The sequence below is a fragment of the Halobacillus sp. AWH4_228 genome, from assembly GCF_056158365.1.
The window spans coordinates 2206945-2230022 of record NZ_JBSWTE010000001.1; the positions used below are offsets into that span (position 1 = coordinate 2206945).

Annotated in this window: 27 protein-coding genes; all 27 read right to left on the bottom strand. The window is 47.4% G+C overall.

Annotated elements, in window-relative coordinates; translation table 11 throughout:
- Window positions 1–55 precede the first annotated feature (55 nt).
- Window positions 56–940, bottom strand: coding sequence for a translation elongation factor Ts (gene tsf, locus ACXADP_RS11165; protein WP_474968518.1), 885 nt, complete (start codon window positions 938–940; stop codon window positions 56–58).
- Between the two features lie 125 nt (window positions 941–1065).
- Window positions 1066–1803 (bottom strand): 30S ribosomal protein S2, encoded by a 738-nt coding sequence (gene rpsB, locus ACXADP_RS11170; RefSeq protein ID WP_027954232.1) that lies wholly within the window; start codon window positions 1801–1803, stop codon window positions 1066–1068.
- Window positions 1804–1969: 166 nt separating this feature from the next.
- Entirely contained in the window at window positions 1970–2392 is a 423-nt protein-coding gene (locus ACXADP_RS11175) for a hypothetical protein (protein ID WP_474971456.1), read from the bottom strand.
- 37 nt (window positions 2393–2429) lie between these two features.
- On the bottom strand, window positions 2430–3200 hold the full coding sequence (locus tag ACXADP_RS11180; protein ID WP_027954230.1) for a FliA/WhiG family RNA polymerase sigma factor: 771 nt from the start codon (window positions 3198–3200) through the stop codon (window positions 2430–2432).
- Window positions 3201–3259: 59 nt separating this feature from the next.
- Complete coding sequence (locus tag ACXADP_RS11185) at window positions 3260–3793, bottom strand: chemotaxis protein CheD (protein WP_474971457.1); 534 nt, start codon at window positions 3791–3793, stop codon at window positions 3260–3262.
- Window positions 3786–4256, bottom strand: coding sequence for a chemotaxis protein CheW (locus ACXADP_RS11190; protein WP_474968515.1), 471 nt, complete (start codon window positions 4254–4256; stop codon window positions 3786–3788). Before ACXADP_RS11190 ends, ACXADP_RS11185 begins: the two co-directional genes overlap by 8 nt.
- Window positions 4257–4270: 14 nt before the next feature.
- The gene (locus ACXADP_RS11195; RefSeq protein ID WP_474968514.1) at window positions 4271–6253 is read right to left on the bottom strand and encodes a chemotaxis protein CheW; all 1983 of its coding nucleotides are present in this window, start codon (window positions 6251–6253) and stop codon (window positions 4271–4273) included.
- Window positions 6254–6257: 4 nt separating this feature from the next.
- The gene (locus ACXADP_RS11200; RefSeq protein ID WP_474968513.1) at window positions 6258–7304 is read right to left on the bottom strand and encodes a protein-glutamate methylesterase/protein-glutamine glutaminase; all 1047 of its coding nucleotides are present in this window, start codon (window positions 7302–7304) and stop codon (window positions 6258–6260) included.
- Window positions 7301–8173 carry a MinD/ParA family protein gene (locus tag ACXADP_RS11205; RefSeq protein ID WP_474968512.1) on the bottom strand — a complete coding sequence of 291 codons (873 nt, stop codon included), beginning with the start codon at window positions 8171–8173 and terminating at the stop codon, window positions 7301–7303. The genes ACXADP_RS11200 and ACXADP_RS11205 overlap by 4 nt, the downstream gene beginning before the upstream one ends.
- Window positions 8157–9260, bottom strand: a complete 1104-nt coding sequence (gene flhF / locus ACXADP_RS11210) for a flagellar biosynthesis protein FlhF (protein ID WP_474971458.1) — start codon at window positions 9258–9260, stop codon at window positions 8157–8159. The genes ACXADP_RS11205 and flhF overlap by 17 nt, the downstream gene beginning before the upstream one ends.
- Window positions 9257–11290, bottom strand: coding sequence for a flagellar biosynthesis protein FlhA (gene flhA / locus ACXADP_RS11215; protein ID WP_474968510.1), 2034 nt, complete (start codon window positions 11288–11290; stop codon window positions 9257–9259). The genes flhF and flhA overlap by 4 nt, the downstream gene beginning before the upstream one ends.
- 15 nt (window positions 11291–11305) lie before the next feature.
- Window positions 11306–12391: a flagellar biosynthesis protein FlhB gene (flhB, locus tag ACXADP_RS11220; protein WP_474971459.1), complete on the bottom strand. Its 1086-nt coding sequence runs from the start codon at window positions 12389–12391 to the stop codon at window positions 11306–11308.
- A gap of 6 nt (window positions 12392–12397) precedes the next feature.
- Window positions 12398–13174 carry a flagellar biosynthetic protein FliR gene (gene fliR, locus ACXADP_RS11225; RefSeq protein ID WP_474971460.1) on the bottom strand — a complete coding sequence of 259 codons (777 nt, stop codon included), beginning with the start codon at window positions 13172–13174 and terminating at the stop codon, window positions 12398–12400.
- A gap of 2 nt (window positions 13175–13176) precedes the next feature.
- Window positions 13177–13446 carry a flagellar biosynthesis protein FliQ gene (gene fliQ, locus ACXADP_RS11230; RefSeq protein ID WP_474968507.1) on the bottom strand — a complete coding sequence of 90 codons (270 nt, stop codon included), beginning with the start codon at window positions 13444–13446 and terminating at the stop codon, window positions 13177–13179.
- A gap of 12 nt (window positions 13447–13458) precedes the next feature.
- On the bottom strand, window positions 13459–14124 hold the full coding sequence (fliP, locus tag ACXADP_RS11235; protein WP_206932597.1) for a flagellar type III secretion system pore protein FliP: 666 nt from the start codon (window positions 14122–14124) through the stop codon (window positions 13459–13461).
- Complete coding sequence (locus tag ACXADP_RS11240) at window positions 14117–14737, bottom strand: flagellar biosynthetic protein FliO (protein WP_474971461.1); 621 nt, start codon at window positions 14735–14737, stop codon at window positions 14117–14119. The genes fliP and ACXADP_RS11240 overlap by 8 nt, the downstream gene beginning before the upstream one ends.
- Window positions 14738–14777: 40 nt before the next feature.
- Window positions 14778–15140, bottom strand: coding sequence for a response regulator (locus ACXADP_RS11245; RefSeq protein ID WP_474968505.1), 363 nt, complete (start codon window positions 15138–15140; stop codon window positions 14778–14780).
- Window positions 15141–15170: 30 nt separating this feature from the next.
- A complete protein-coding gene (gene fliY, locus ACXADP_RS11250) occupies window positions 15171–16349 on the bottom strand; it encodes a flagellar motor switch phosphatase FliY (RefSeq protein ID WP_474971462.1) in 1179 nt (392 codons plus the stop codon).
- The gene (gene fliM, locus ACXADP_RS11255; protein WP_474971463.1) at window positions 16342–17343 is read right to left on the bottom strand and encodes a flagellar motor switch protein FliM; all 1002 of its coding nucleotides are present in this window, start codon (window positions 17341–17343) and stop codon (window positions 16342–16344) included. The genes fliY and fliM overlap by 8 nt, the downstream gene beginning before the upstream one ends.
- Window positions 17344–17364: 21 nt before the next feature.
- On the bottom strand, window positions 17365–17781 hold the full coding sequence (fliL, locus tag ACXADP_RS11260; protein WP_474968502.1) for a flagellar basal body-associated protein FliL: 417 nt from the start codon (window positions 17779–17781) through the stop codon (window positions 17365–17367).
- 4 nt (window positions 17782–17785) lie between these two features.
- Window positions 17786–18016, bottom strand: a complete 231-nt coding sequence (locus ACXADP_RS11265; RefSeq protein ID WP_474971464.1) for a flagellar FlbD family protein — start codon at window positions 18014–18016, stop codon at window positions 17786–17788.
- A 13-nt stretch (window positions 18017–18029) separates the two neighbouring features.
- The gene (gene flgG / locus ACXADP_RS11270; protein ID WP_474971465.1) at window positions 18030–18923 is read right to left on the bottom strand and encodes a flagellar basal body rod protein FlgG; all 894 of its coding nucleotides are present in this window, start codon (window positions 18921–18923) and stop codon (window positions 18030–18032) included.
- Window positions 18924–19006: 83 nt separating this feature from the next.
- Window positions 19007–19375 (bottom strand): TIGR02530 family flagellar biosynthesis protein, encoded by a 369-nt coding sequence (locus ACXADP_RS11275; protein ID WP_474968500.1) that lies wholly within the window; start codon window positions 19373–19375, stop codon window positions 19007–19009.
- Window positions 19375–19818 carry a flagellar hook assembly protein FlgD gene (gene flgD, locus ACXADP_RS11280; RefSeq protein ID WP_474968499.1) on the bottom strand — a complete coding sequence of 148 codons (444 nt, stop codon included), beginning with the start codon at window positions 19816–19818 and terminating at the stop codon, window positions 19375–19377. The genes ACXADP_RS11275 and flgD overlap by 1 nt, the downstream gene beginning before the upstream one ends.
- 8 nt (window positions 19819–19826) lie before the next feature.
- The gene (locus ACXADP_RS11285) at window positions 19827–21890 is read right to left on the bottom strand and encodes a flagellar hook-length control protein FliK (protein ID WP_474971466.1); all 2064 of its coding nucleotides are present in this window, start codon (window positions 21888–21890) and stop codon (window positions 19827–19829) included.
- A 140-nt stretch (window positions 21891–22030) separates the two neighbouring features.
- The gene (locus ACXADP_RS11290) at window positions 22031–22615 is read right to left on the bottom strand and encodes a MotE family protein (RefSeq protein ID WP_474971467.1); all 585 of its coding nucleotides are present in this window, start codon (window positions 22613–22615) and stop codon (window positions 22031–22033) included.
- Between the two features lie 4 nt (window positions 22616–22619).
- Window positions 22620–23072, bottom strand: a complete 453-nt coding sequence (gene fliJ / locus ACXADP_RS11295; protein WP_474971468.1) for a flagellar export protein FliJ — start codon at window positions 23070–23072, stop codon at window positions 22620–22622.
- Window positions 23073–23078: the final 6 nt, after the last annotated feature.

Sequence of the window (23078 nt, forward strand, 5' to 3'; positions counted from 1 at the left end):
ATGTAGCCTTTTTGAAAATAGGGAACACCTGCAGTGTCCCCTATTTTCACCATCATTATTTTTTAACTTGGCTCATGACTTCGTCTGCGAAGTTTTCTTCACGTTTTTCCATACCTTCGCCGACTTCGAAACGATCGAAGTTCGTGATCTGGCCGCCTGTGGAAGCAACATACTGCTTCACTTTCTGGTCCGGATCTTTAACAAAGCTCTGGTCAAGCAGGCAGATTTCTTCGAAGAACTTGTTCAAACGGCCTTCCACCATTTTTTCAACGATGTTTTCAGGCTTGCCTTCGTTCAAGGCCTGTGTTTTAAGAAGTTCACGCTCTTTCTCTGCTTCCTCCTGAGGAATTTCATCACGGGAAACATAACGAGGGTTAACAGCAGCTACGTGCATAGCAACGTCCTTAGCAGCAGCTTCATCTGTAGAACCTTCAAGAACAGTCAATACGCCGATGCTGCCGCCCATGTGGATGTAGGCACCAAATGCGTCGTTGTCTGTTTTCTCTTTGATAGAGAAACGGCGGAGGGAGATTTTCTCTCCGATTTTCGCTACGCGCTCTGTAATGTATGTGCTTAGTGTTTCGCCTTCTCCATGAAGCTTCTGTTCAAGAGCTTCTTCTACAGAGGCAGGTTTCTGGGAAACAAGGTGCTGCCCAAGATCTTTAAGAAGTTCCTTGAACTGGTCGTTTTTCGTAACGAAGTCTGTTTCACAGTTTACTTCGAAAAGAACAGCCGTGTTTCCGGAGACTTCAATTGCTGCAGAACCTTCTGCTGCGATACGGTCTGCTTTCTTAGCCGCTTTGGAAATCCCTTTCTCACGAAGCCATTCGATCGCTTTATCCATGTCACCATCAGTTTCAGTCAGTGCTTTCTTACAATCCATCATTCCAGCACCTGTTTTTTCACGTAGTTCTTTTACCATCTTAGCATTTACAGCCATTGTGAAAGCCTCCTTTTTAATGTACAAGGTTAAACAGTCCGGCCTTGTACCGGAACTGGTTGAATAAAAGGAATTCTTGAAAAAAGGTGATAAAGGTATACCCCCTTATCACCTTTAGACCCTTCTTACTCCTGAGCAGCTTCTACAGCAGCTTCAGTTTCTTCAGTTGTTTCTGTTTCTTCCCCCTGCTTCGCTTCAAGGACAGCGTCAGCCATCTTGGAAGTAAGCAGTTTGACAGCACGGATTGCGTCATCGTTTGCAGGGATGACATAATCGATTTCGTCAGGGTCACAGTTCGTATCAACGATACCTACAACTGGGATATTCAATTTATGAGCTTCAGCAATCGCGATGCGCTCTTTACGAGGATCGATGACGAACATTGCATCAGGAAGACTCTTCATTTCTTTAATACCGCCAAGGAATTTAACAAGACGATCTTTTTCTTTAAGCATGTCAACGACTTCTTTTTTAGGAAGTACATCGAAAGTACCGTCTTCTTCCATACGCTCGATATCTTTCAAACGGTTAATACGTTTGCGGATGGTTTCAAAGTTTGTAAGGGTACCGCCCAACCAGCGTTGGTTGATGTAGTACATACCACAGCGGGTAGCTTCATCACGTACAGTATCCTGTGCTTGTTTTTTCGTACCTACGAAAAGAACGTTACCGCCGTCAGCAGCGACCTCTTTCACATAGTTGAATGCTTCATCAACCTTCTTCACGGTTTTCTGAAGGTCAATGATATAAATGCCGTTACGCTCCGTGAAGATGTATTTCTTCATCTTCGGGTTCCAGCGGCGTGTTTGGTGTCCAAAGTGAACACCAGCTTCTAGAAGCTGTTTCATAGAAATTACAGACATGTTTGTTCCTCCTGTTTTGGTTTTTTTAGTATCCTCCGCCCTTTTCATTTCCTTCCTGTGAACTCCGTATCGGAGCAACCTCACAAGCAGATCCAAAGGCGTGTGTATTGACACCGTCAGTAAATATACCATAAAGGTATGGATGGTTCAAGTTTTTTCAGTATTTTTACTGATTAAACTTATACATCAGTTCCACCTCTGTTTTACCTCTGTTCAATGCCTTCGCTGTTTCTTCCACAGACCACCCATCCTTCTTCATATTCATGACCATAGAATGAATGGAGGGCTGCTCCACTCCTGCTCCTTCATCCGGGAGGGGAGGCTCGTACACGCCGGCCTTCGTTTCATTTACAGGGCTCATGGTCCCTTCCATTGAACCGGTGCCTGAAGATGCCCATGCTTCCATCCGTCTGTTTTCCTCCTTGATTTCATACAGGTAAGAGGAAAATAAGTCTTCGATCTCCGCAGCGACCTTTTCCTGTCGAAGCTCCAGTTCTTCTGTCCGGCGGATTTTTTTCATCATTATCATAAGGCCGAATAATATTAATCCGTCAATGAGAAAACTGATCACTAATAAAAATGATGTCAAGGAGAGTCACATCCTTTCTTTCTCATCCTCTGCCCAGCTACATCACATTCTGGAGGGACTGCTTTAGTTTATAAATCGCCTTGGCATGGATCTGTGAAATCCGGGACGTCGTTAAATTCAAAACGTGGCCGATTTCCGTAAGCGTGAGCTCTTCTTTATAGAAAAGACTGATCACCAGCTTCTCTTTTTCCTTCAGCTGGTCAATCTGCTCCGCCAGTTCCTTATAGTTTTCCTGTTTGATGAGCGAGGAATCCGGAGAACCGGTTTCCTCATCGGGAATCGAGTATCCGATGCCTTCCTTATGATCTTCGCCCCCGTCTTTCGGTTTCTCTTCCATAGAAAGGACATTGGCAAACAAGGAGTCCTTGACAGCCGCTTCTACTTCCTGGGCGGATATTCCGACGGCTTCTGCCACTTCTTTGGACGTGACTGGACGCTGCAGCTTCTGCTCAAGCTCCTCTGTCACCTGTTCAATCTTTTTAGTCCGATCCCTCACCGAACGCGGCAGCCAGTCTTCCTTCCTCAAACCATCAATAATCGAACCGCGGATGCGGAAGGAAGCGTACGTATCGAATTTCAAGTCCCGGGACCGGTCAAACTTTTTCAAAGCATCATATAGACCAAGCATTCCGAGACTTCTTACATCGTCTTTGCTCACATTTTTCGGTAAATGTGCTGTAATCCGATGGACGTGATAATTTACCAGATAATCGTAAAGCTGGACAAGCTGGTTGGCCGCCTCACCGTCTCTTTCGTTCGTCCATAAATTCCACCATTGTTGTTCCTGAGGAGATAAACCACCTGCCATTTTCATCCTCCCCGCATTTTTTCATTTTTTCAATTTTTCATAGACCCGCACGCGCCCTCTCATAATAGAAGCTCACCGACGCCGGCCTTTTTTATGTTCATTTCACTGGTTTCCACATTAAACAGGATGGATCTTCCGGTCCGTCCCCCTGTATCCTCCGCAATGATCGGGATAAAGTGATCCGCAAGGCGGCTTTTCACCGCACTCACATTCCGCTCTCCTATACGAATCCTTGAACTCTGATCTTTCACCGAAAACATATGAGCCCCTCCCGCGATCTTCGCTTTTAAGCTCCCGGGTCTGCACCCTTTGTTGATGAGAGAATCAACAAGAGCATCAACAGCCGTATCTGCATACTTCCACCGGTTAACACGACCATGGAGAGCCGTTTGTGCCTCCGGCAGCATGATATGGATCATGCCGGCCATGCCGTTCCCGTTGTACAGTACCACTCCAACACAGGATCCAAGTCCAGTTGTGGTGAGTAAGGCATCCGTTCCTGCAGCAGCCATTTGGCCAATCCCGATTCTTATACGCTTCTTTTGGTCGTGTATCACCCGGGATTGTCCGGAAATGGTCCAGGAATTATCCATACATCTTTTCCAATTCCAACACGTCTTCTTTGTCCAGCACTTTCTCCAGATTCAAAAGGATAAATAACCGGTCCTCCATTTTCGCCACGCCTTGAATATAAGCGGCTTCCACAGTACCGACAACTTCAGGAGGCGGCTCGACCAGATCGTCTTCGAGGTCGAGAACATCGTTGGCAGCATCCACCACCAAACCAACGTTCATATCTTCGATTGAGACCGTAATGATCCTCGTCTGTTCGGTTTCCGGAGCCGGTTCAAAGCCGAACCTCTCCCGCAGATCGATCACAGGAGTGACGACCCCTCTTAAGTTGATGACTCCCTTTACAAAAGGCCTGGCTCCCGGTACCCGGGTGATCGGCACCATTCTTTCAATCGACCCCACCGTTTGGACAGGGAGGGTATATTCCTCGTCCTGGATTTGAAAAACGATGACTTTCTGCGCGTGCCCTTTATATTCTGTCATGAAAACCCCTCCTTTTATTTGATTAACGCATTGCTGTCCAGGATTAATGCCACCTGACCATCACCCAGAATCGTGGCGCCTGATATAGCAAACGCTCCGGATAGATAGTCACCGAGAGACTTCAAAACTACTTCCTGCTGTCCAATAAATGAATGGACGACAAGAGCTGCCATTTTGTCACCTTTGCGGACGATGACAACAGAATATTCATCATCTTCTTCCCGCTCCACAGGCACCTGCAGAAGTTCTGTCAAGTAGACAAGAGGAATGACCCTGCCGCGGAAATCCATCACCCTTTTGTTATGGGCGTGCAGCAGATCTTTTTTCTTCACAATAGCGGTCTCTATAATAGAAGAAAGCGGAACGGCATATTTCTCTTTCTGCACCTCGACCAACATGACAGAGATGATGGAAAGTGTCAGAGGGAGCTGGATGGAAAACCGGCTGCCTTCTCCAAACTCCGATTCGATTGTTATAGCCCCGCCAAGGGATTCGATGGTGTTCCTGACAACATCCAGGCCGACACCCCTCCCTGAAATATCCGAAATCTGGTCAGCCGTGGAAAATCCACTTTCCATAATCAAATCAAACACTTGGGAATCAGACATTGCTTCGGCCTGCTCTTTTGTAACGACCTGATTTTTGACGGCTTTCTCGACCACTTTCGTACGGTTGATCCCTGCTCCGTCATCCTTGATTTCGATGAAAACATGATTGCCACTGTGATAAGCCTTTAATTCAATTTTTCCTGCCGCAGGTTTCCCTTTGGCTTCACGCTCGTCAGGACTCTCAATGCCGTGATCCACCGCATTCCTGATTAAATGGACGAGGGGATCTCCGATCTCATCGATAACGGTGCGGTCCAATTCTGTGTCCGCACCCGTTATGGTTAATTCCAGACGTTTATGTAAATCCTTTGAAAGCTGGCGGATCATACGCGGGAATCGGTTAAACACCTGGTCTACCGGGACCATACGCATGTTCAAAATGATGCTCTGCAGATCGCTGGATATTCTCGTCATATGCTCCACCGTTTCCTGAAGCTCCGGATGGGCAAGATCTGCAGAAATTTGTTCCAAGCGTCCCCGGTCAATCACAAGTTCTTCAAACAAGTTCATAAGAGCATCCAAACGGTCAATGTTCACCCGGATCGTACGCCCGCTGGAGGATGGTTTACCCGCTTCTTTCGCTGCCTTGCTGTTTGTTTCTGGTTCAGGCTGAACCGGGATTTGTTCCATCGCCTGTGTTTCCTCTTTCTTATACAGCTCTACAGAAACGTGCTCCACCTCTGACACCTTTTCAATTTTTGCCTGGATGTCATCTTCTGACCCCTCTGTAATGAAAAGGACGGTAAAGCTGTGCTCAAATTCTTCATTTTCGAGTTTTTCAACAGAAGGAGAGGCAGCGACGACCTCTCCCGCTTGTTCAAGAACTTCAAAAATCATATACACTCTCGCAGCTTTTAACAGGCAGTCGTCCCGGAGGTGTATGTGAATCTTCAGCGCCTTATTCCCGGACTCTTCTGCCATATGGATCACGTTCTTTGTAAATGCATCGATCTGGAGCTCTGTTTCCTGCATTACACCGATGGGATTTTGACTTTTTAACAGCTGCTCTCCACCTTTTTCAACCGCCTCAAGTCTTCGGACTACGTTTTCTACATTCCGCTCTCCAGTCCCGCCATCAGCAATATCAAGGACCATTGCTTCCAGGTCGTCGACCGCATCAAAGACGGTGTCCAGCACCCCTTCATTCACTTGAAGCTGTTCATTGCGGACCGCATCCAGCACATTCTCCATGTTGTGGGTCAGGTCCGACAAATCCTGGTATCCCATTGTCGCCGCCATTCCTTTCAAGGTATGGGCTGAACGGAAAATCTCATGGACGACAGCAGTATCCAGCGGGTTCTTTTCTAAAACAAGCAGATGATCATTGATGGCTTGGAGATGTTCTTTACTTTCATCAATAAAGACTTCTAAATACTGATTCATTTCCATTTCTTTACCCCTTCTCCAACGCCTGCACGATTGCGGCGCTTATATTCGAGACATCTGTCACTTCATCAGCCAGTCCTGACTTAACGACCGCTTTCGGCATCCCGTAGACGACACAGGATTGTTCAGATTCTGCAATGGTGTAGGTCGGACAACTGCTTCGAAGCTTGATCATGCCTTCCAGTCCATCCGTGCCCATTCCGGTCATCACAACCGCTGTAACCATCCATCCTTGTACAGCAGCAAGGGACTGAAACAATGTATTGACGGACGGCCGATGTCCATTCACAGGTGCCTGTCCATTTAATTCAAGGAAAAGCCCTTCCCCTTTCTGAACAACCGTCATATGCGTTCCTCCCGGAGCAATATAAGCGACACCGTTTTTCAACTCTTCTTCATGCTTTCCCTCTTTGACAGTAAGGGAAGAAAGCTTATCCAGCCGATCAGCCAGGGTCTTAGTAAATCCCGGCGGCATATGCTGGACGACCAAAAGCGGCGCCGGCAGTTGTTCCGGAAGGGCGGCGAGAACCTTTTGAAGAGCTCGCGGTCCTCCCGTAGAGGTGCCGATCGCTACGACCCGTTTCTTCTTCCCTTTTTGGAACGAAACAGGGGGAGGATTTTCAACAGGATGGCTCCAAGGCAATGTTCCCACCCTTGCTTCCGCCGCGCCTTTCACTTTCCTTATTACTTCAGCTTCTACTTTTTCCATATCAAGAGATATCGCGCCCGAAGGTTTTGGTATGAAATCCACGGCGCCAAGTTCCATCGCCTTCAACGTGCTCTCAGCCCCGTCTTTAGTAAGACTGGACACCATGAGGACTGGCAGCGGTGTTTCCTTCATGATCCACTCCAGAGTGGACAGACCATCCATGACGGGCATCTCCACATCCATCGTAATCACATCGGGTTGAACCTGCTTCAGTTTTTGAAGACAATCCTGTCCATTCCTGGCAGCACCCACAACCTTGATACGCTGATCCCGCTGGAGCATATCGCTCAGCACCCGCCTCATAAAGGCTGAGTCATCGACGACCAGTACTTTGATTTCTTTCACTGCGCTTCCCCCTTCCTTACGAGCCGTTTTAATTTTTCCAAGAATCCCGGTTCTTCCAAATGGATGCTGGATGATGTCCGGTTTAAAAACCGTCCGGTGATTTGATGCACGGCCCGGCTCGCTTTTGCTGAAGGGGCATGGATCAGAAAAGGGACCTGGTTCAAAACGGCTTCAAGAACCTGCCGATCTTCAAGAACGACACCTAGTTGATGCACGTCAACATGTAAGAATCTATGCGCAGCCTCCTGAAGACGTGCCAACGTGCGTTCCCCCGATGGTCTGGTCTGCGCCCGGTTGACGATAAACGAGAATGGAAGTACGGGGTTTTTATGAACCAGCTGCTTCATCAGGGCATAAGCGTCGGTAATCGACGTAGGCTCCGGCGTTGTCACAATAATGACTTCATGAGCGGAAAGCAGCCATGAACGGCTGCTTTCCGTAATCCCCGCTCCCATATCAAGAAGGATGACATCATATATTTTCGAGACGTCTTCAAGCTGCTCGTCCAAAAATTCGTAGTCCACTGCATTCATATTGAACAACTCTGTCAAACCAGACCCGCCTGCAGCATAATCAAGCCCGCCCGGTCCGTGTTGTATAATTTCCTGAAACGTCAGCCGGTTCCGTATAAGATCAGGAAGACTACAAGCCGATGTTCGTCCTAAAAGAATATCCACATTCCCCATCCCGACATCCATGTCCAGCACCAACACTTTTCTTCCTGAGCGGCACAGGGATAACCCCATATTTATCGTGATGTTCGATTTCCCGACCCCTCCCTTTCCACTGGCAACGGCTACCACCCGCGCAGGGGGACTGGATTCACGGGAAATCATGCGTGTCCGAAGAAGTTCAGCCTGATCCTTCATCGGTATACCCCTCCATAAGCTGGACAGCTATATGTTCGGGAGACATGCTTTGGATATCGTCGGGCACGTCCTGTCCATTTGTGATATAAGCTGCCCCCCGTTTGTTCTTCAAAATCAAATTGACAGCATCCGCCAGCGTTGATGTTTCGTCTTCTTTTGTAAAAATAATCTTCTCCACAGGTAAGAAAGAAAAATTATTAAAAACCGCCTGCATATCCGCATATTTACTCGTTAAGGATAAGACAAGGAAATGGTCCGCCTGCTCTTCGAAATCAATCACGTTCTGGAGCTCTTCTATAAATGCACGATTCCGATAGTTCCGCCCTGCGGTATCAATGAGAACAAGATCAACATCCGCCAGCTTTTCCTTCGCCTGCCTGTAATCCTCTATGTTATAAGCCACCTCAACCGGGGCATTAAGAATTCCGGCATAGGTCTTCAACTGCTCCACTGCACCAATTCTGTACGTATCGGTTGTAATGAAACCAACCCTCCACCCCTTATTCAACACCGCATCTCCGGCGAGCTTGGCCAGGGTAGTCGTCTTTCCGACCCCTGTCGGTCCGAATAAGTGGATGTACCGTTTCTGAAACGTATGCCCGGACGGAATCTGCCGGAGCATGTCCGTCAGTTCCTCTACCGCCATTCTTTTGACCTCACCACGTTTGTCCGGGGGTTCATACTTTTCCAGTATGGAAGATACAAGGGTTTGAACGTATGGCTTTTGAAGCCCCTGTCCTGATAAATACCGTTCCAACTCCTGCATCAACGGGGACAAAGCCGAATTCCCTGTCGACCTATCTTGAATGATGGCTTTCAACTGAGTTATTTCATCCAGAATCTTCTGGTTTTCTCCATTGTTCCCCTTATCCAGAAGTGGTTCAGAGGGCATGGCTTTCTTTCGTTCAACAGGAACTTCCGGGTCCATACCTGCGACCACTTCTGTCATTTCTTTTTTAAACAACCCGAGAAAGCCTCCACTTTTTATTACTTTTGAGCTTAAGATTACGGCTTCTGTCCCAAATTCACTTCTCACTTTTTTCATAACTTCCGGCATCGATACTCCGTGAAACTTTTTTATTCTCACGATACATTCACCACCCCGACACTCTGGACTTCGGCACTTGGATCTAATTCGTTATACGAAAGCACGACGACCTGGGGCAGTGCCCGGTCCAGCAGCTGCTTCATGTACATTCGCACGGCCGGCGAACAAAGGACGACCGCCGTCTCCTCCTGAAGGGTGACCCGTTCGACCTGTTCAGCTACAGAGCGTAACACCGCCTGTTGTTTTTCAGGATCAAGGGCAAGATAGCTGCCATGCTCCGTCTGCTTAATATGGTCTGCAACAAGTTTCTCCACTTGACCGGAGACGGTAATCACTTTCATCTGATCATTCCCACCCTTAAACTGACTCGTAATCTGTGCGGACAGAGACTGGCGCACGTACTCACCTAACAGTTCTGTATCATTGGTCATCTTTGCAAAATCGGCCAGTGTTTCAAAAATGACCGGCAGATTTTTAATCGAGATGTTTTCACGCAGCAGTTTGGCCAGCACTTTTTGAACATCTCCGACACTGAGTGGATCAGGGGTGACTTCCTGAACCAATATTGGATAGGAGGTCTTCAAATGATCGATCAGCTGCTGGGTTTCCTGACGGCCAAGGAGGGCGTGGGCATGACGCTTAATCACTTCCGTTATGTGAGTCGAAACGACAGATGGAGGATCGACAACCGTGTATCCTGACAATTCCGCCTCATCTTTCATATCTTCTGTGATCCACTTTGCCGGGAGTCCAAACGCAGGTTCCACAGTATCCATGCCCTCGACTCCGTCATCCTCATCACCCGGGGTCATGGCCAGATAATGATCCAGCAGAAGCTCTCCACCTGCTACCTGGTTTCCTTTGATTTTCAACCGGTATTCGTTCGGACTGAGCTGAATGTTATCACGGATACGCACAACAGGAATGACAAGGCCGAGTTCTATGGCGAGCTGCCGCCGGATCATAACAATCCGATCGAGCAGATCTCCCCCCTGGCTCGTATCGGCGATGGGGATTAAGGCATAACCGAACTCAAATTCAATCGGATCCATACTAATAAGATCAACCACATTCTCCGGCGACCGCATTTGATCCCCTTCTGCTTCATCGGTTTCCTCCGGTTCTTCAATGTCCTGCTTTTCAGACTGCCTGGAAAGGCGGTACCCTCCAAACGCCAGCACTCCGGCGATCAGGCTCGTTAAGAAAATGGGAATCGGGGTCAGGCCGAGAAGGAAGATGGAGGCGGCTGCAATATAAAGAAGCTTTGGATAGCGGAGCAGCTGACTGGTCACATCAGAACTCAAATTCCCTTCTGAGGCGACCCTTGTGACTACAATTCCGGTTGCGGTCGATATGAGCAGAGCCGGAATCTGACTGACGAGTCCATCACCAACGGTCAGACGCATATATGTATCAATAGCTTCATTAAAAGACATGCCCATCTGGACCATGCCGATAATCAATCCAAAAATGATGTTGATGATCACGATAATAATTCCGGCGATAGCGTCTCCTTTTACGAACTTACTGGCTCCGTCCATGGCTCCGTAAAAATCGGCCTCATTTTCAATTTTTCCGCGTCGTTCCTTAGCCTGATGTTCATTGATCATGCCTGCGTTCAAGTCGGCATCAATACTCATCTGTTTTCCTGGCATCGCATCAAGAGTGAAGCGAGCAGCTACTTCGGACACACGTTCCGCCCCTTTGGTAATAACTAAAAATTGTATGATAACAAGGATGATGAATACAACGAAACCTACGAGAGGATTACCACCAATCACAAAAGTTCCGAAGGTTTCTACAACACCACCGGCTTCCGCCTCAGAAAGAATCGAACGCGTCGTGGACACGTTCAAACCAAGACGGAATAACGTAAGCAGCAGCAAAAGGGTCGGAAAGACGGCAAACTGGAGCGCCTCATCCATATTCATGGATACTAAAATAACGATAAGAGCGAGCGTGATATTAATAAGAATAAAAAAGCTGAGGAGCCACCCAGGTAAAGGTATAACAAGCATAATGATGATCAATATTACACCTAACAGGACGGATAAATCTCTTGGTGACATAAGGGCACTCCTTTCTTAAATCTTTTCCTGCAGCCGGTAGACGTAGGCGAGTATTTCCGCCACCGCTTTAAAAAACTCTTCATCAATCGGCTTGTCTATTTCACATTTGGCATAAAGCGATCTGGCCAGCGGTCTGTTTTCCACGGTTACAATGTCGTGCGCCCTGGCAATATCCTTAATTTTAAGGGCGAGAAAATCCACGCCCTTGGCTACAACGATCGGAGCGTCGGATTTCTGGTCATCATATTTCACCGCAACAGCGTAATGGGTCGGGTTGGTGATGACGACATCGGCCTGCGGCACTTCACTCATCATCCTCGATGCTGACATCTGGCGCTGCTTTTCTTTGATTTTCGCTTTGATCTGAGGGTCACCCTCTATGTTTTTATACTCATCCTTTATGTCTTTTTTGGACATTCGGATGTTCTTCTCGTGATCATAACGCTGGTATGTATAATCGAGAACAGATAAGACCAGCAGGGCCAGAGCGGAAGCGATTCCCATGATGACAGTAATCGTCCCGAAGAAAGACACAGCATCTTCCACCGATTTCTGCGACATCATCATCATCTGATCTTTGTTCACCCAAATGATAGAGAAGGTGATCACACCGACGACGCTGATTTTCAGCAGAGACTTCAACAATTCCACAAGGGCCCGTGCAGAAAAAATCCGCTTGGCTCCTTTAATCGGATCGATTTTTTTCAAATCCGCCTTCAAAGGCTCCCCTGTGAACATGACTCCTACTTGAAGAAGATTGGAAGCGATCCCTGCAACGACTGCAATACCCATGAGCGGGGCTGTCACCTTCGCTGTTTCCATCGTCATTTCAACAAAAATGGTATGGGTCTGCTCCTGTGTTAAGTCCTGGTGCACATAATAAGTGAAAGCATGGCGGTACATTTGTAATACCGCGTCCCTCATATATCCGCCTAGGAGGAAAAGACCGCCGAACATAAACAACAGCAGGATCCCTGTGTTTACATCCTGACTTTTAGGTACCTGGCCTTTTTTTCTCGTATCCTGCCTCTTTTTTGGTGTTGCTTTTTCCGTCTTTTCATCGGCTGCGAAATATTGCAGATCCAATTTCATCCATGCCATTGTTCATCAGCCTCCAAGTACATCCATAAATCCCCTCATGGTTTCAAGCATCGTTTCGAACAGTATTTGAATCAAATAGACATAAAAGCTCATTGCAATAACGAGAACAGACAGCGCAACAAAAATTTTCAAAGGCAGCCCCACAACAAACACGTTCAACTGTGGGACGGTCCTGGCGACGATTCCAAGGGCGATGTCAACGAGGAACAGACACCCAACGATAGGTACCGCCATTAAAAAAGCAATCATAAACATCTTATTGAACGACTGTAGGACAAACATGATCCAGGCTTCTTCTTTCATCGGAAGGAATTGCTCAAGGCCGATGAATTGATAGCTGTAAAAAATTCCATCAATCATCAAATGATGGCCGTCGACGACTAAAATGAACAGCAATGTAATGATATACATATACTGGCCCACCAAAGGACTTTGAGCCCCTGTTTGAGGGTCAATCACATTGGCGACGGCAAAGCCCATTTGAAAATCGATGAACCCTCCAGCGATTTGGATGGCGCCCAGAATAATGTAAGCCAAAAGGCCGACCCCGAGTCCAACGGCCGCCTCCTTTAAAAGCAGAAGAAAATAGGTCCCGTCCACCGTCAGTTCAGGAACGGGAAGGGTGAAAACCATCAAGGCGGCTAAAAAAAAGCTGAACCCTATTTTATGAGTGACCGGTACTGTCCGATAAGAAAACAAAGGCAGGGATGCGAAAAAAGCGGCCACCCGGACGAAGACCAGCAGAAATGCCGGCAGATTCACGAGCGAAATTGATTCGATCATAGTCAGCCCACCAGCATATTCAAGTTACTAAAGATTTCCGCTGTGAATTCAACCATATTGGTAAGCATCCAAGGCCCAAAGACGATCAGTCCAATTAAAACGGCGACGATTTTCGGGATAAAGGCAAGCGTCTGTTCCTGAATCTGCGTTGTAGCTTGGAATATACTCACGACCAGTCCTACCGTTAAGGCAAGAATCAAAAGGGGCCCCGAAATCAGCAGCACCGTATAAATGCCTTCCTTGGCAAATGAGATAACCATATTGCTATTCATCGTGGTTCCTCCTTAAAAGCCTTCCAGCAATGATTTCGTTATTAAGAACCAGCCGTCCACAAGGACAAACAGCAGAATCTTAAACGGCAGGGAAATCATGACGGGTGGAAGCATCATCATTCCCATCGACATCAACACGCTGGCGACAGCCATATCAATGACTAAAAATGGGACAAAAATCATGAACCCCATTTGAAAAGCGGTTTTCAGTTCACTGATGGCAAAAGCAGGCACCAGTGTAGTAAGCGGGACTTCCTGGATAGAAGAAGGGGCTTCCAGACCTGAATAATTCATAAATAAGGCCAGATCCTTCTGTCTGGTGTGTTTGCCCATGAACTCCTTCATCGGAGCACTCGCTTCATCATACGCTTCATCTAAGGTGATTTCCTCATTAAACAATGGGGTTAACGCCTGCTCGTTGACTTCCTCAAACGTAGGAGCCATGATGAAGAACGTCAGAAACAAAGCGATTCCTATCAACACCTGGTTGGGAGGCATCTGCTGAGTAGCCAGCGATGTCCGGACAAAGGATAAAACGATAAGGATCCTTGTAAAACTGGTCATTAAGATCAACAGACCCGGGGCCAGTGATAAAACCGTCAACAACAGCAGCAGTTTGACAGAGGTAGCGATGTTTTCAGGATCTGAGCTTGTAAAGATATCTACAAATTCATTCATGATCCTGCCCCCCTTTCGTTCTCTCCGCTGCTTTTTTCTGTTTCTGTTTCATATCGTTCAGCTGGGTTTCAAAAAGCTGTTGGAATTGGAACGTCGAGGTATCCTTTTTCGGCTCTTGATGACCGGGAATTTTACGCAGCAGGTTCTGCACGGAAGCATTTGGAATGGAAGGGCCCTGGTCCTTTTTCTGAAAAGAGGCCTTCGTATCCTGATCCGTTATTTCCGTGATCAACTCCACCGTATCGCCTACACCTAATAAAAACACCTGCTCTCCTACTCTTACCGCCTGTATGGAACGATTAGGCCCGAGACTCATCCCTCCCAGGTTCTCCATAGTTCTTGATTGGTTCACCCACTGGTTTTTACGGTTGAACAATTTCAGCAATCCATAAATCAAGGCCACGACGAAAACCAAGGCCAGTCCGAGCTTCATGAAGTTCCACAAAAGCGAAGGTTGATCCTGTGCTGCTTCAGCCGGCTCAGATGCATCCATATCCGCATCTGCACCAGGGCAGCCCTCGAGTTCCGGATTTGATAAACATTCGTTCACAGAGGGCTGGGCCATCGTTTGCAAAGGCAAAAACGTCAGCAGGAGGACCGTAAACATCAACATTGCTGATACTCTTGGTGCAGAAAACATCATATTCCCCGCTTCAGCTTAACGCTTTCTGAATCGCTTCAATCACACGGTCGGCCTGGAAAGGCTTCACAATAAAGTCCTTGGCACCGGCCTGGATTGCGTCCACAACCATCGCCTGCTGCCCCATAGCTGAACACATAATGACTTTTGCGTCTGGATGAACCGCCTTAATTTCCTTCAAGGCCGTAATCCCATCCATTTCCGGCATGGTGATATCCATCGTGACAAGGTCCGGTTTTTCTTCTTTGTAAAGCTCTACCGCTTTCTGTCCATCTTCTGCTTCCCCGGCAATTTCATATCCGTTTTTTGTTAAAATGTCCTTCACCATCATACGCATGAACGCTGCATCATCTACAATCAGTATTCTTTCTCCCATTTCTCTTCCTCCTGTCATTTCGTTCCTGTATTAACGTAATTTTGTCAGCCGGTCCTTTGGACTTAAAATGTCAGTCACCCGCACACCGAAATTTTCATCAATAACGACGACTTCCCCTTTAGCCATCAACTTTTCATTTACATGAATATCAACAGGCTCACCGGCGAGTTTATCCAATTCCACGACAGACCCGGCAGACAATTCAAGAATGTCCTTCACCGTCCGTTTCGTCCTTCCGAGTTCCACCGTGACTTTTAACGGAATGTCCATCAGCATATCAAGGTTTTTATGAGCGGTTCCTGTCATGGATGGAGACTGCTCGAACTGTTGGAATTGTGCATGCTGCACATCTGCATCCTGAGCACTTCGGCCTGCAGGCCCCCCCACATACTGCGGATCAGCCGGATGCTCTTCGTATTCTGTAACTTCACGCTCCGGTGACGTCTGTGGTTCTTCAGGTGAAGCAGGACCGGTCTGTTCCAGCACTTGTTTTTCATCTGAAATGTTTTTGCTTGGTTGTGAGCCTTCCGGATCGAGAAGCTGCTCTACCAGGTCTTTCGCAAAATTCAGCGGGATCAACTGCATGATTTTTGAGTCGATCAATGTTCCTACTTTGAGTTGAAAAGCTACATTGACCAAGGTTTCCTCCTCAGGGATCATATCCTCCCCTGATTGTTCCTCCAAGTCCAGCACATTGATCGATGGTGGTGAAATATCCACTTTCTTATTAAAGATGGTGGACATACTGGTCGCTGCAGACCCCATCATCTGATTCATAGCTTCCTGAACGGCGCTTAATGCGATTTCATTCAAGTTTTCATCCGGGTTCAGACCATCCCCCCCGAGCATCAAATCAGCGATGATGGCTGCATCCTTCGTCTTCATAACAAACACATTTTCTCCTGTGAATCCGTCTGTATAAGTCACTCCGACGGCGACATGGGGTTTGGGAAATTCGTCCGCCAGATCCTTCCGGTACACGACAGCGATTTCCGGCGTGGTGATCTCTACTTTTTGATTGAGCAGAGAAGACAGCGCAGTTGCGGAGCTTCCAAACGATATATTTCCAATCTCGCCGAGCGCATCTTCCTCAAGAATGGCCAGATGCGACTCTTTGGCAGACAGATCTGAAGCTTTATCGTCTCCTGCGTCAGCCCCGCCATTCAATAACGCATCAATTTCGTCCTGGGATAACATGTCATCACTCATCTTCCCCGCCTCCTTTTGTAAATTCGTCTAATATTTGAACAGCCATTTTACTTTTCACCTGTCCAGGCTGAATGTAAAATTTCGGTTCATCATCCACTTTCATAATCATCGGATGTTCGATGGATTGGTCGAGACGGATGACATCATTTTCATCAAGGTTCAAAAACTGCTCAATACTCATATCCGCCTCGCCAAGGACAGCAAGCATATCAAGCTCTGCTCCCTGTATCGTCCGGCTGATCGCTTCATAGTCCTCCGGATTTCTTTCTTTGGACTGTTCTTTCTGCATCCAGTAATGGACGGAGAGCTTCGGAATGATCGGCTCTAATACAACGTGTGGAATACAGACGTTGATCATGCCGCTCGTTTCTCCGATCGTCGTGTTCAATGAAACGACGATAACAGTTTCATTGGGAGAAACCATCTGAAGGAATTGAGGGTTTACCTCGAAATCCTCAAGCATAGGGTCGATGTCCACAATCGATCCCCATGCCTCCTGATAATTTTCAAGCGCTCGTTCGAACAAGTGGGACATAATCGTCGTTTCGATCTCGGTCAGATTATCCACCTTGTTCACACTGCTCCCACGGCCTCCGAGGACGCGGTCCAGCATGGCGTAGGCGACATTGGGGTTGGCTTCGAGCAGAATGCGCCCTTCCAGTGGAGGGACGCTGAAAATATTCAAAATGGTCATGGCCGGGATCGACCGGATAAATTCTTCATAAGGAAGCTGGTCCACGGACGCTACCTGTATGTCTACATACGTGCGTAACTGCGCAGAAAAGTAAGTCGTCAGCAGCCTGGAGAAATTCTCGTGAATTCTAGACAGGCTTCGGACCTGATCCTTGGAAAATCTCAAGGCCCGCTTAAAATCATACACTCTGACTTTCTTTTCTTTTTCTTCTTTCTTTAATTCCTCGGCGTCCATCTCTCCTGAAGACAGTGCAGATAGAAGGGAATCTATTTCATTTTGTGAGAGAACCTCTTCCGCCAAATTTTCTCCCCCTTCCTTCGATTATTGAAGGACTTTGTTTACGGTATAAACGTCCGTGACTTTACCTTCTGTAAGAAGCTCATTCATCTTTAATTTCATCTTTTCCTCTAAATCAGAAATGCCAGATTGAAAGCTTTCCGACTTCATCACAGATAATTCCTTAATCAATGTATTGCTGATTTGGAAATCTCTCTTTTCCAGTTCCTTTTTCGTAGCTGTGCTGTCTGTGACGACTTGAAAGCTGATCCTCACATAGCTTCCATCTTTCAAGTCCGTGGTGATCTCCTCTGTTACAAAAGAGGCCTCCCGGATATCATCAATGCTGCGTTCTCCGGATCCTTCTTCTCCGCCATTGACGTTCAGGACGAAAACAAGCGCTACAACACCGAGAATCGTTAAGGTGCTTAACGTGATGATCATTCCTTTGAAAATGTTCATCTTTTTACTCACCTGCCTTATCTGCAGCCTGGGTCAGGCCTATGCTGCGAAAATAGTCCGTTACCTTCAGAGCCACTTCTTCCTCTGATTCCAACACGAGAAATGTACGCCCGCGGGCAGTGGTAATGGTCGTATCCGGATTAGACTGGACCTGTTCTATGTAAATCGCATTATAGGTGAAAGATTGCCCGTTTAACTTTGTCAATGTAATCATAGAAAGGAGGAGGGTCGGCACCCTCCGTCTCTCCTTATCGCTTCAGATTGACTAGTTCCTGCAGAATCTCATCAGAAGTGGTGATGATTTTCGTATTGGCCTGGAATCCACGCTGGGATGTAATCATTTCAGTGAACTGATCGGCAAGGTCGACATTGGACATTTCAAGCGCCCCTGCAATCATGCCGCCTGTCCCATTCTGACCGGCAACGGATAGATCAGACACGTCATTCAACTCATCGTCATTTGCATTACTGCTTATAAAACCAGAGTTGGGCGTGGCACGATATTCATTTCCGCCGACTTTCTCAAGACCGCCGGGATTGGAAAATTTGGCGAGCATAATTTGACCCGCCTGCTGAACGTTATTATTAGCGTCAATGTAGTTGACAGTTCCATCCGTCTGGACACTGAAGCTCTGTGCGTCATCAGGAATAGTAATCGCACCCTCGTTACCAATGACATACTTCCCACTGTTATTGACGAGTGAGCCATCATCATCCAAGTAAAAGTTCCCGGCTCTTGTGAAACTGACCTGCAGTTGTGAAAGATCTGTGTTTTCTCCACCAACGTTAACGCCAGCCGTTCCCGCTTCCGCAAGCACAAACATGCCGTCTCCTTCAAGTGCAAGATCAAGTGGACGACCGGTGGACTGCCGGTTCCCCTGTGTATGGATGGTATCGATGGAGCCGATTTGTGTCCCAAGACCGACCTGGGTTGCATTCAGTCCCCCTGTCACATTGCCACCATTATCATTGGCAATCGGACCTTGGGCATTGGACATCGTCTGACTCATCATATCCTGAAAAGTGACGCGTCCCTGTTTGAAGCCGTATGTGTTCACGTTGGCAATATTGTTGCCGATCGTATCTAATTTTGTTTGAAAACCTTTCATTCCAGAAACTCCTGAATATAGTGAACGTAGCATGTAGTCAACATTCCTTTCGGTTTTTAATGCCGGTGCTTCTGTCCTTCCGCCCCAGCTGCGGCTTCCCTTCATACGGGTCCAGCCTATTCATTGATAAAAATGGTGCCATTGATATTCGTGAAAATCTGCGACTGCGTTTCCTCCCGGTTCATCGCGGTTACGACGGTCCGGTTCTTCGTACTGACGATCAGCGCTGCTTCATTTGTCAATACAAGAGAATCAGTCACGCCCTTGGTTTCAGCTTCCTGCATTTTTGCAGAAATCTGTTCCCAGGAAGACGGCGCAATGGAAATGTTTCTTGTTTTCAGACGCTGCTCCGCATGCTTGCTGATTTTCAACCCCGCTGCTTCCTCCAGAGCATCCTTAAATGAAGCCGACGTTTCTTTCTCTGTCCTTATGCTGGTCTGCCTTCCCATGAGAGGGGGCTGGACAGCATGGATGCGCGGGTCCATCAGGTTTCCTGCTTTCCTGATCCGCTCTCTTGACTCACCTTTGTCAAATCCTGCACTGATACGAGACCTCCGGACTGCAGTTCAACATATGTGCCATCTTCTTTTTGATTAACAGCAGCAACGACATCTGTTCTCAAATCTCCCTGATCCTTGGAAGTATACGTAACTTCCTTTCCGATCAGATGGCTGTAGGTAATCAAGGATGACATGTTCTGCTGCTCTGTGAAGGATTGGAACGCTGTCGACATATTCGTCATCTGCTCCAGACTTGAAAACTGCGTCATTTGCGAAACGAATTCCTGATCTTTCATAGGATCAAGCGGGTTTTGATTTTGAATTTGAGTCATCAGGATTTTCAGGAAATCATCCTTTTCAAGGATATTGCTTCCGGATGTTTGGGTCTGCTGATTTTTCAGATAATAAGACGGATCGATCGAAGTCACGGAACCACCTACACTTTCTCATTCAATAAAATATCTTCAAAAGAGGCGGCATCCTCTTCCTCTTCTTCATTCACATGCGGACTGTCTTCTTTCTCCCTGTGGGACTCATCAGACGATCCCTGTTCATCATCTGCCTGTCCGCTGGAATGGTGCTGCGCGAATGCCAGGGCATCATTCTTTTCAACCACTACATGCTGGGGGGAGAACACAGGTCTCAAATGATGAAGGTTCCCTTCAAGGAGTTCCTTTGCTGCCTGGGTCTGCACCATTAGTTTGACAATCATCTCACCATTCTGCTGGGTCACCTGTACCATCATGTTTCCGAGGCTCCCGGGCTTCAATTGGATCTGCATTTCCTTCATCCCGGAAGCATGTGTCAACAAGCGGCTGTTATGGACCATCCGCTCCAGCTCCTGCAGAAAACCAGCAGGACGGGTCTGATCACTTCCCGTTTGATTCACGTGGAGGACCAATTGTTCGACTTTAGACATCACTCCAGAAGTCCCCGGCCAGGAAGGTGTTTGGGCTTCATCCGCACCAGCCGTGTTTCTTAACGCTTCCTGGGCCCACCTGCCCATCTCTCTTCCCGTCAAAGGGTGCTGCTGGTAGGCTTGAGGAAGCTTTTGATGCTGGTCCAGCCGTGCAGCAAGCTGTAGAAAAATTTGTTTCTCAACCGGAGTATCACGGAAAAGCCGGTCGACGACGTCCTGTTTCCCAACATCCATGGAAGCCTGTTGAACGGATTTTGTCAGCGGAATCACTATTTTTTTCAACTCTGATCCTGGCTGCTCACCCTTCCTGAAGGCCTCAACCAAACTCTTGAACTGTTTTGAAAAGGACATCAGCGTGGGTTCAACATCCAGAGCTCCCCTTGCAGGCACACGATTGAGAACACTCTGAGGCAGAACGTCTCCTTTTTCTACACTGGCAGATGCATCAATGACTTGCCCCCCTCTGACCAGGGCTGTAAGCATGTCCTTCACTTTAGGGTGGCTTTCCTGAAAAAGAGAAGCCATTTCAACCGCTGCATCATCCGGGTGCATGTTTTGCAAAGCTGCCGCTACAGGAGCAAACTTCCCGATGAGAGAGTCTATGGTTTCACCGGATTCCCTGCCGGAAGCCTGATGCATGAGTGATTGATGAAAATCTCTCCATCCCCTTGAAAGGGCAGGGGTTGAACTTGTAGGTTCATCTTTAGGAGTCATTCGGAATTGATCACCCTTTGTTTCCCTGGGGATGAACAGGGACTGCGTAACTCCAATTGCGTGCAGCTGATCTTCAAGATCTGTCATCGCTGCCTGGTCTTCATCCGCACCAGCCATTGGATTCAATGTTTCCAATAGACCTTCCAGTTGAGAAACGAAAGTCACGGCGGCTTCTTTTGTTACAAAAAGTGGACGATCCTGTGCAGGGCCCTTTCCTTCTGTGCTAACCTTCTCAACCATCCGGCCTGTTTCTTCATTTTTCATCAAGGAATGTACTTGAAAATCAAATGAGAAGGGAACATCTCTCTGTCCCTTTCTTTGAGACCGTCTGTTCAAACCTGCCGTCACCTCTTCCTGAACCGATTCGTGAGAAGGTGACGATAGGAGCCCGGATGTTTTCGGTAGAAACGATGTCAAATAATAATCCAAATCCGGGTCCTTTTCCACGATCGGAGGACTTCCCGCCCTCTGTTCTTCCGACTGGCTGGGAGAGGCCGTACCAATTGAAACTAATTTCTTTAACACTTCCAGTAATTGTTCATTACCGGCGGCCCCGGCTTTCACAAGAGGGTGTTGGTTGGAAACCTCGGACGGTATACCCTGCACCGGCTTTATTTTCGTCTGCGAATCCGCCTTGATGCTCGATGATCTGCCGGTATGCATCAAAAGAAACTTCTGGAATTCTCCTTGAATCCGGGCCCATTGATTATGTATATCCCATCCGTCGTTTTCCGGGACACCCTTTGGGGACACAGACTCTACCTGCTGTCCAACTTCATTGATCAACTGCTGCATTCGATTCGTCAGTTCTTCCAAGCCACCGTTCTCGCTGGTATCCGCCCGTGAAGCTGTACCCATCTCAGACATTTTCACAGCCTGAAGCGCTTGTTTGAATGAAATTCCATCAGTCTTAGAAGAAGAGCTCGTGAGTGGCTGCATGGGTACCGACGTTGGTACTAATGAAAATAGTGTGGTTATCTTCTTCACCTCCTTATCGAATGTGTCGTTTATTCATCCATTAAACGGACGGCAATCTCGGCTGCGGCTGCCGATTCCATAGCGCCTAAAATCGTTCCACGTTCTTTATTCGTAATCTCTTTTAGAACGAGTACAGCTTTATCCTGATTCATTTCCTGTAAAATGGGCGCTGCATCTTCTGCGTCCATCTCACGGAACGACAAGGCCAGATCCTTGACAGAATCTTCAGCCTCCTCTTCCTGCACGGCCGGCTGGGAAGCTTCTTCCAAATCGGCTTGAAGCTGAAGGATTTGTCTATCCTTCTCTTCCAACAATGATTCTTTGTCTGAAGACTCCTGCTTCAATTGGTTGATTTCAGCTTCTTTGTTTGCCAGTGCTGCCTCCAGACGATCACTTGTTTCACCGGTCGATTCTGCTTCATTGGAAGAAGTGATTGTTGAAAGTCCGGGAATGGCAGACGCCGCTTTTCCAACCTCTTTGGAAACGTTCATCCCTGACAGTGTCAGTACTACCCATGCGAGGACAGCAAGAAAGATAACGGGAATAAAGACAGCGAGCATGATTTTACCTAAGGAACGCTCTTTTGTTGGGGTGTTTTTTATTTTTCCAGCCATACCATCACCTGTTTAAGAAATTTAAGTATTGATTCATGGACAGTTCATCCATGCGTGCATTTTCTTCGTATTTCATCCACTGCACTTCTTCTTCTTCCTTCATTTCTATTAATTTTTCATACTTTTTCACTTCGATGTAAGCATTTGTCAGAACAGTTTGAGCGTGCTCCATTTTCATACGGGCCTGTTGGACGAACGGCTGCAGATCATCGACGATGGCTTCTAAATGTTCAATATACTGCCGGTGTTGAACGAAAGCGCCGGCCGGGAGAGTCCCCCGTGATAAGGAGTCGTTGAACTGTTCAACTGCCTGCTCTTTTTCCCTGAGCCTTTCATACAGTTCCCGGGCCCGTTTTTCAAAGGTTTCTACTGCTTTTTGGTACTCTTTCTGCTTTTCATGCTTGTCTTTATCTCTTAAGTCCTTAATCTTTTGATAGGTTTGGACAACGGCCGTCATTTACAA

Coding starts and splice junctions, on each gene's coding strand:
- fliP (WP_206932597.1), bottom strand. CDS start 14,124: ATGAATGAATTTGTAGATATCTTTACAAGCTCAGATCCTGAAAACATC.
- flgG (WP_474971465.1), bottom strand. CDS start 18,923: ATGCTACGTTCACTATATTCAGGAGTTTCTGGAATGAAAGGTTTTCAA.
- ACXADP_RS11285 (WP_474971466.1), bottom strand. CDS start 21,890: ATGTCTGAGATGGGTACAGCTTCACGGGCGGATACCAGCGAGAACGGT.
- ACXADP_RS11275 (WP_474968500.1), bottom strand. CDS start 19,375: ATGGACCCGCGCATCCATGCTGTCCAGCCCCCTCTCATGGGAAGGCAG.
- fliR (WP_474971460.1), bottom strand. CDS start 13,174: ATGATCGAATCAATTTCGCTCGTGAATCTGCCGGCATTTCTGCTGGTC.
- ACXADP_RS11240 (WP_474971461.1), bottom strand. CDS start 14,737: ATGTTGATGTTTACGGTCCTCCTGCTGACGTTTTTGCCTTTGCAAACG.
- rpsB (WP_027954232.1), bottom strand. CDS start 1,803: ATGTCTGTAATTTCTATGAAACAGCTTCTAGAAGCTGGTGTTCACTTT.
- ACXADP_RS11190 (WP_474968515.1), bottom strand. CDS start 4,256: ATGACAGAATATAAAGGGCACGCGCAGAAAGTCATCGTTTTTCAAATC.
- flhA (WP_474968510.1), bottom strand. CDS start 11,290: ATGTCACCAAGAGATTTATCCGTCCTGTTAGGTGTAATATTGATCATC.
- ACXADP_RS11290 (WP_474971467.1), bottom strand. CDS start 22,615: ATGGCTGGAAAAATAAAAAACACCCCAACAAAAGAGCGTTCCTTAGGT.
- ACXADP_RS11195 (WP_474968514.1), bottom strand. CDS start 6,253: ATGGAAATGAATCAGTATTTAGAAGTCTTTATTGATGAAAGTAAAGAA.
- ACXADP_RS11185 (WP_474971457.1), bottom strand. CDS start 3,793: ATGGATAATTCCTGGACCATTTCCGGACAATCCCGGGTGATACACGAC.
- ACXADP_RS11205 (WP_474968512.1), bottom strand. CDS start 8,173: ATGAAGGATCAGGCTGAACTTCTTCGGACACGCATGATTTCCCGTGAA.
- ACXADP_RS11180 (WP_027954230.1), bottom strand. CDS start 3,200: ATGGCAGGTGGTTTATCTCCTCAGGAACAACAATGGTGGAATTTATGG.
- fliL (WP_474968502.1), bottom strand. CDS start 17,781: ATGAACATTTTCAAAGGAATGATCATCACGTTAAGCACCTTAACGATT.
- flhB (WP_474971459.1), bottom strand. CDS start 12,391: ATGGCATGGATGAAATTGGATCTGCAATATTTCGCAGCCGATGAAAAG.
- tsf (WP_474968518.1), bottom strand. CDS start 940: ATGGCTGTAAATGCTAAGATGGTAAAAGAACTACGTGAAAAAACAGGT.
- fliJ (WP_474971468.1), bottom strand. CDS start 23,072: ATGACGGCCGTTGTCCAAACCTATCAAAAGATTAAGGACTTAAGAGAT.
- fliQ (WP_474968507.1), bottom strand. CDS start 13,446: ATGAATAGCAATATGGTTATCTCATTTGCCAAGGAAGGCATTTATACG.
- ACXADP_RS11245 (WP_474968505.1), bottom strand. CDS start 15,140: ATGGGAGAAAGAATACTGATTGTAGATGATGCAGCGTTCATGCGTATG.
- fliY (WP_474971462.1), bottom strand. CDS start 16,349: ATGAGTGATGACATGTTATCCCAGGACGAAATTGATGCGTTATTGAAT.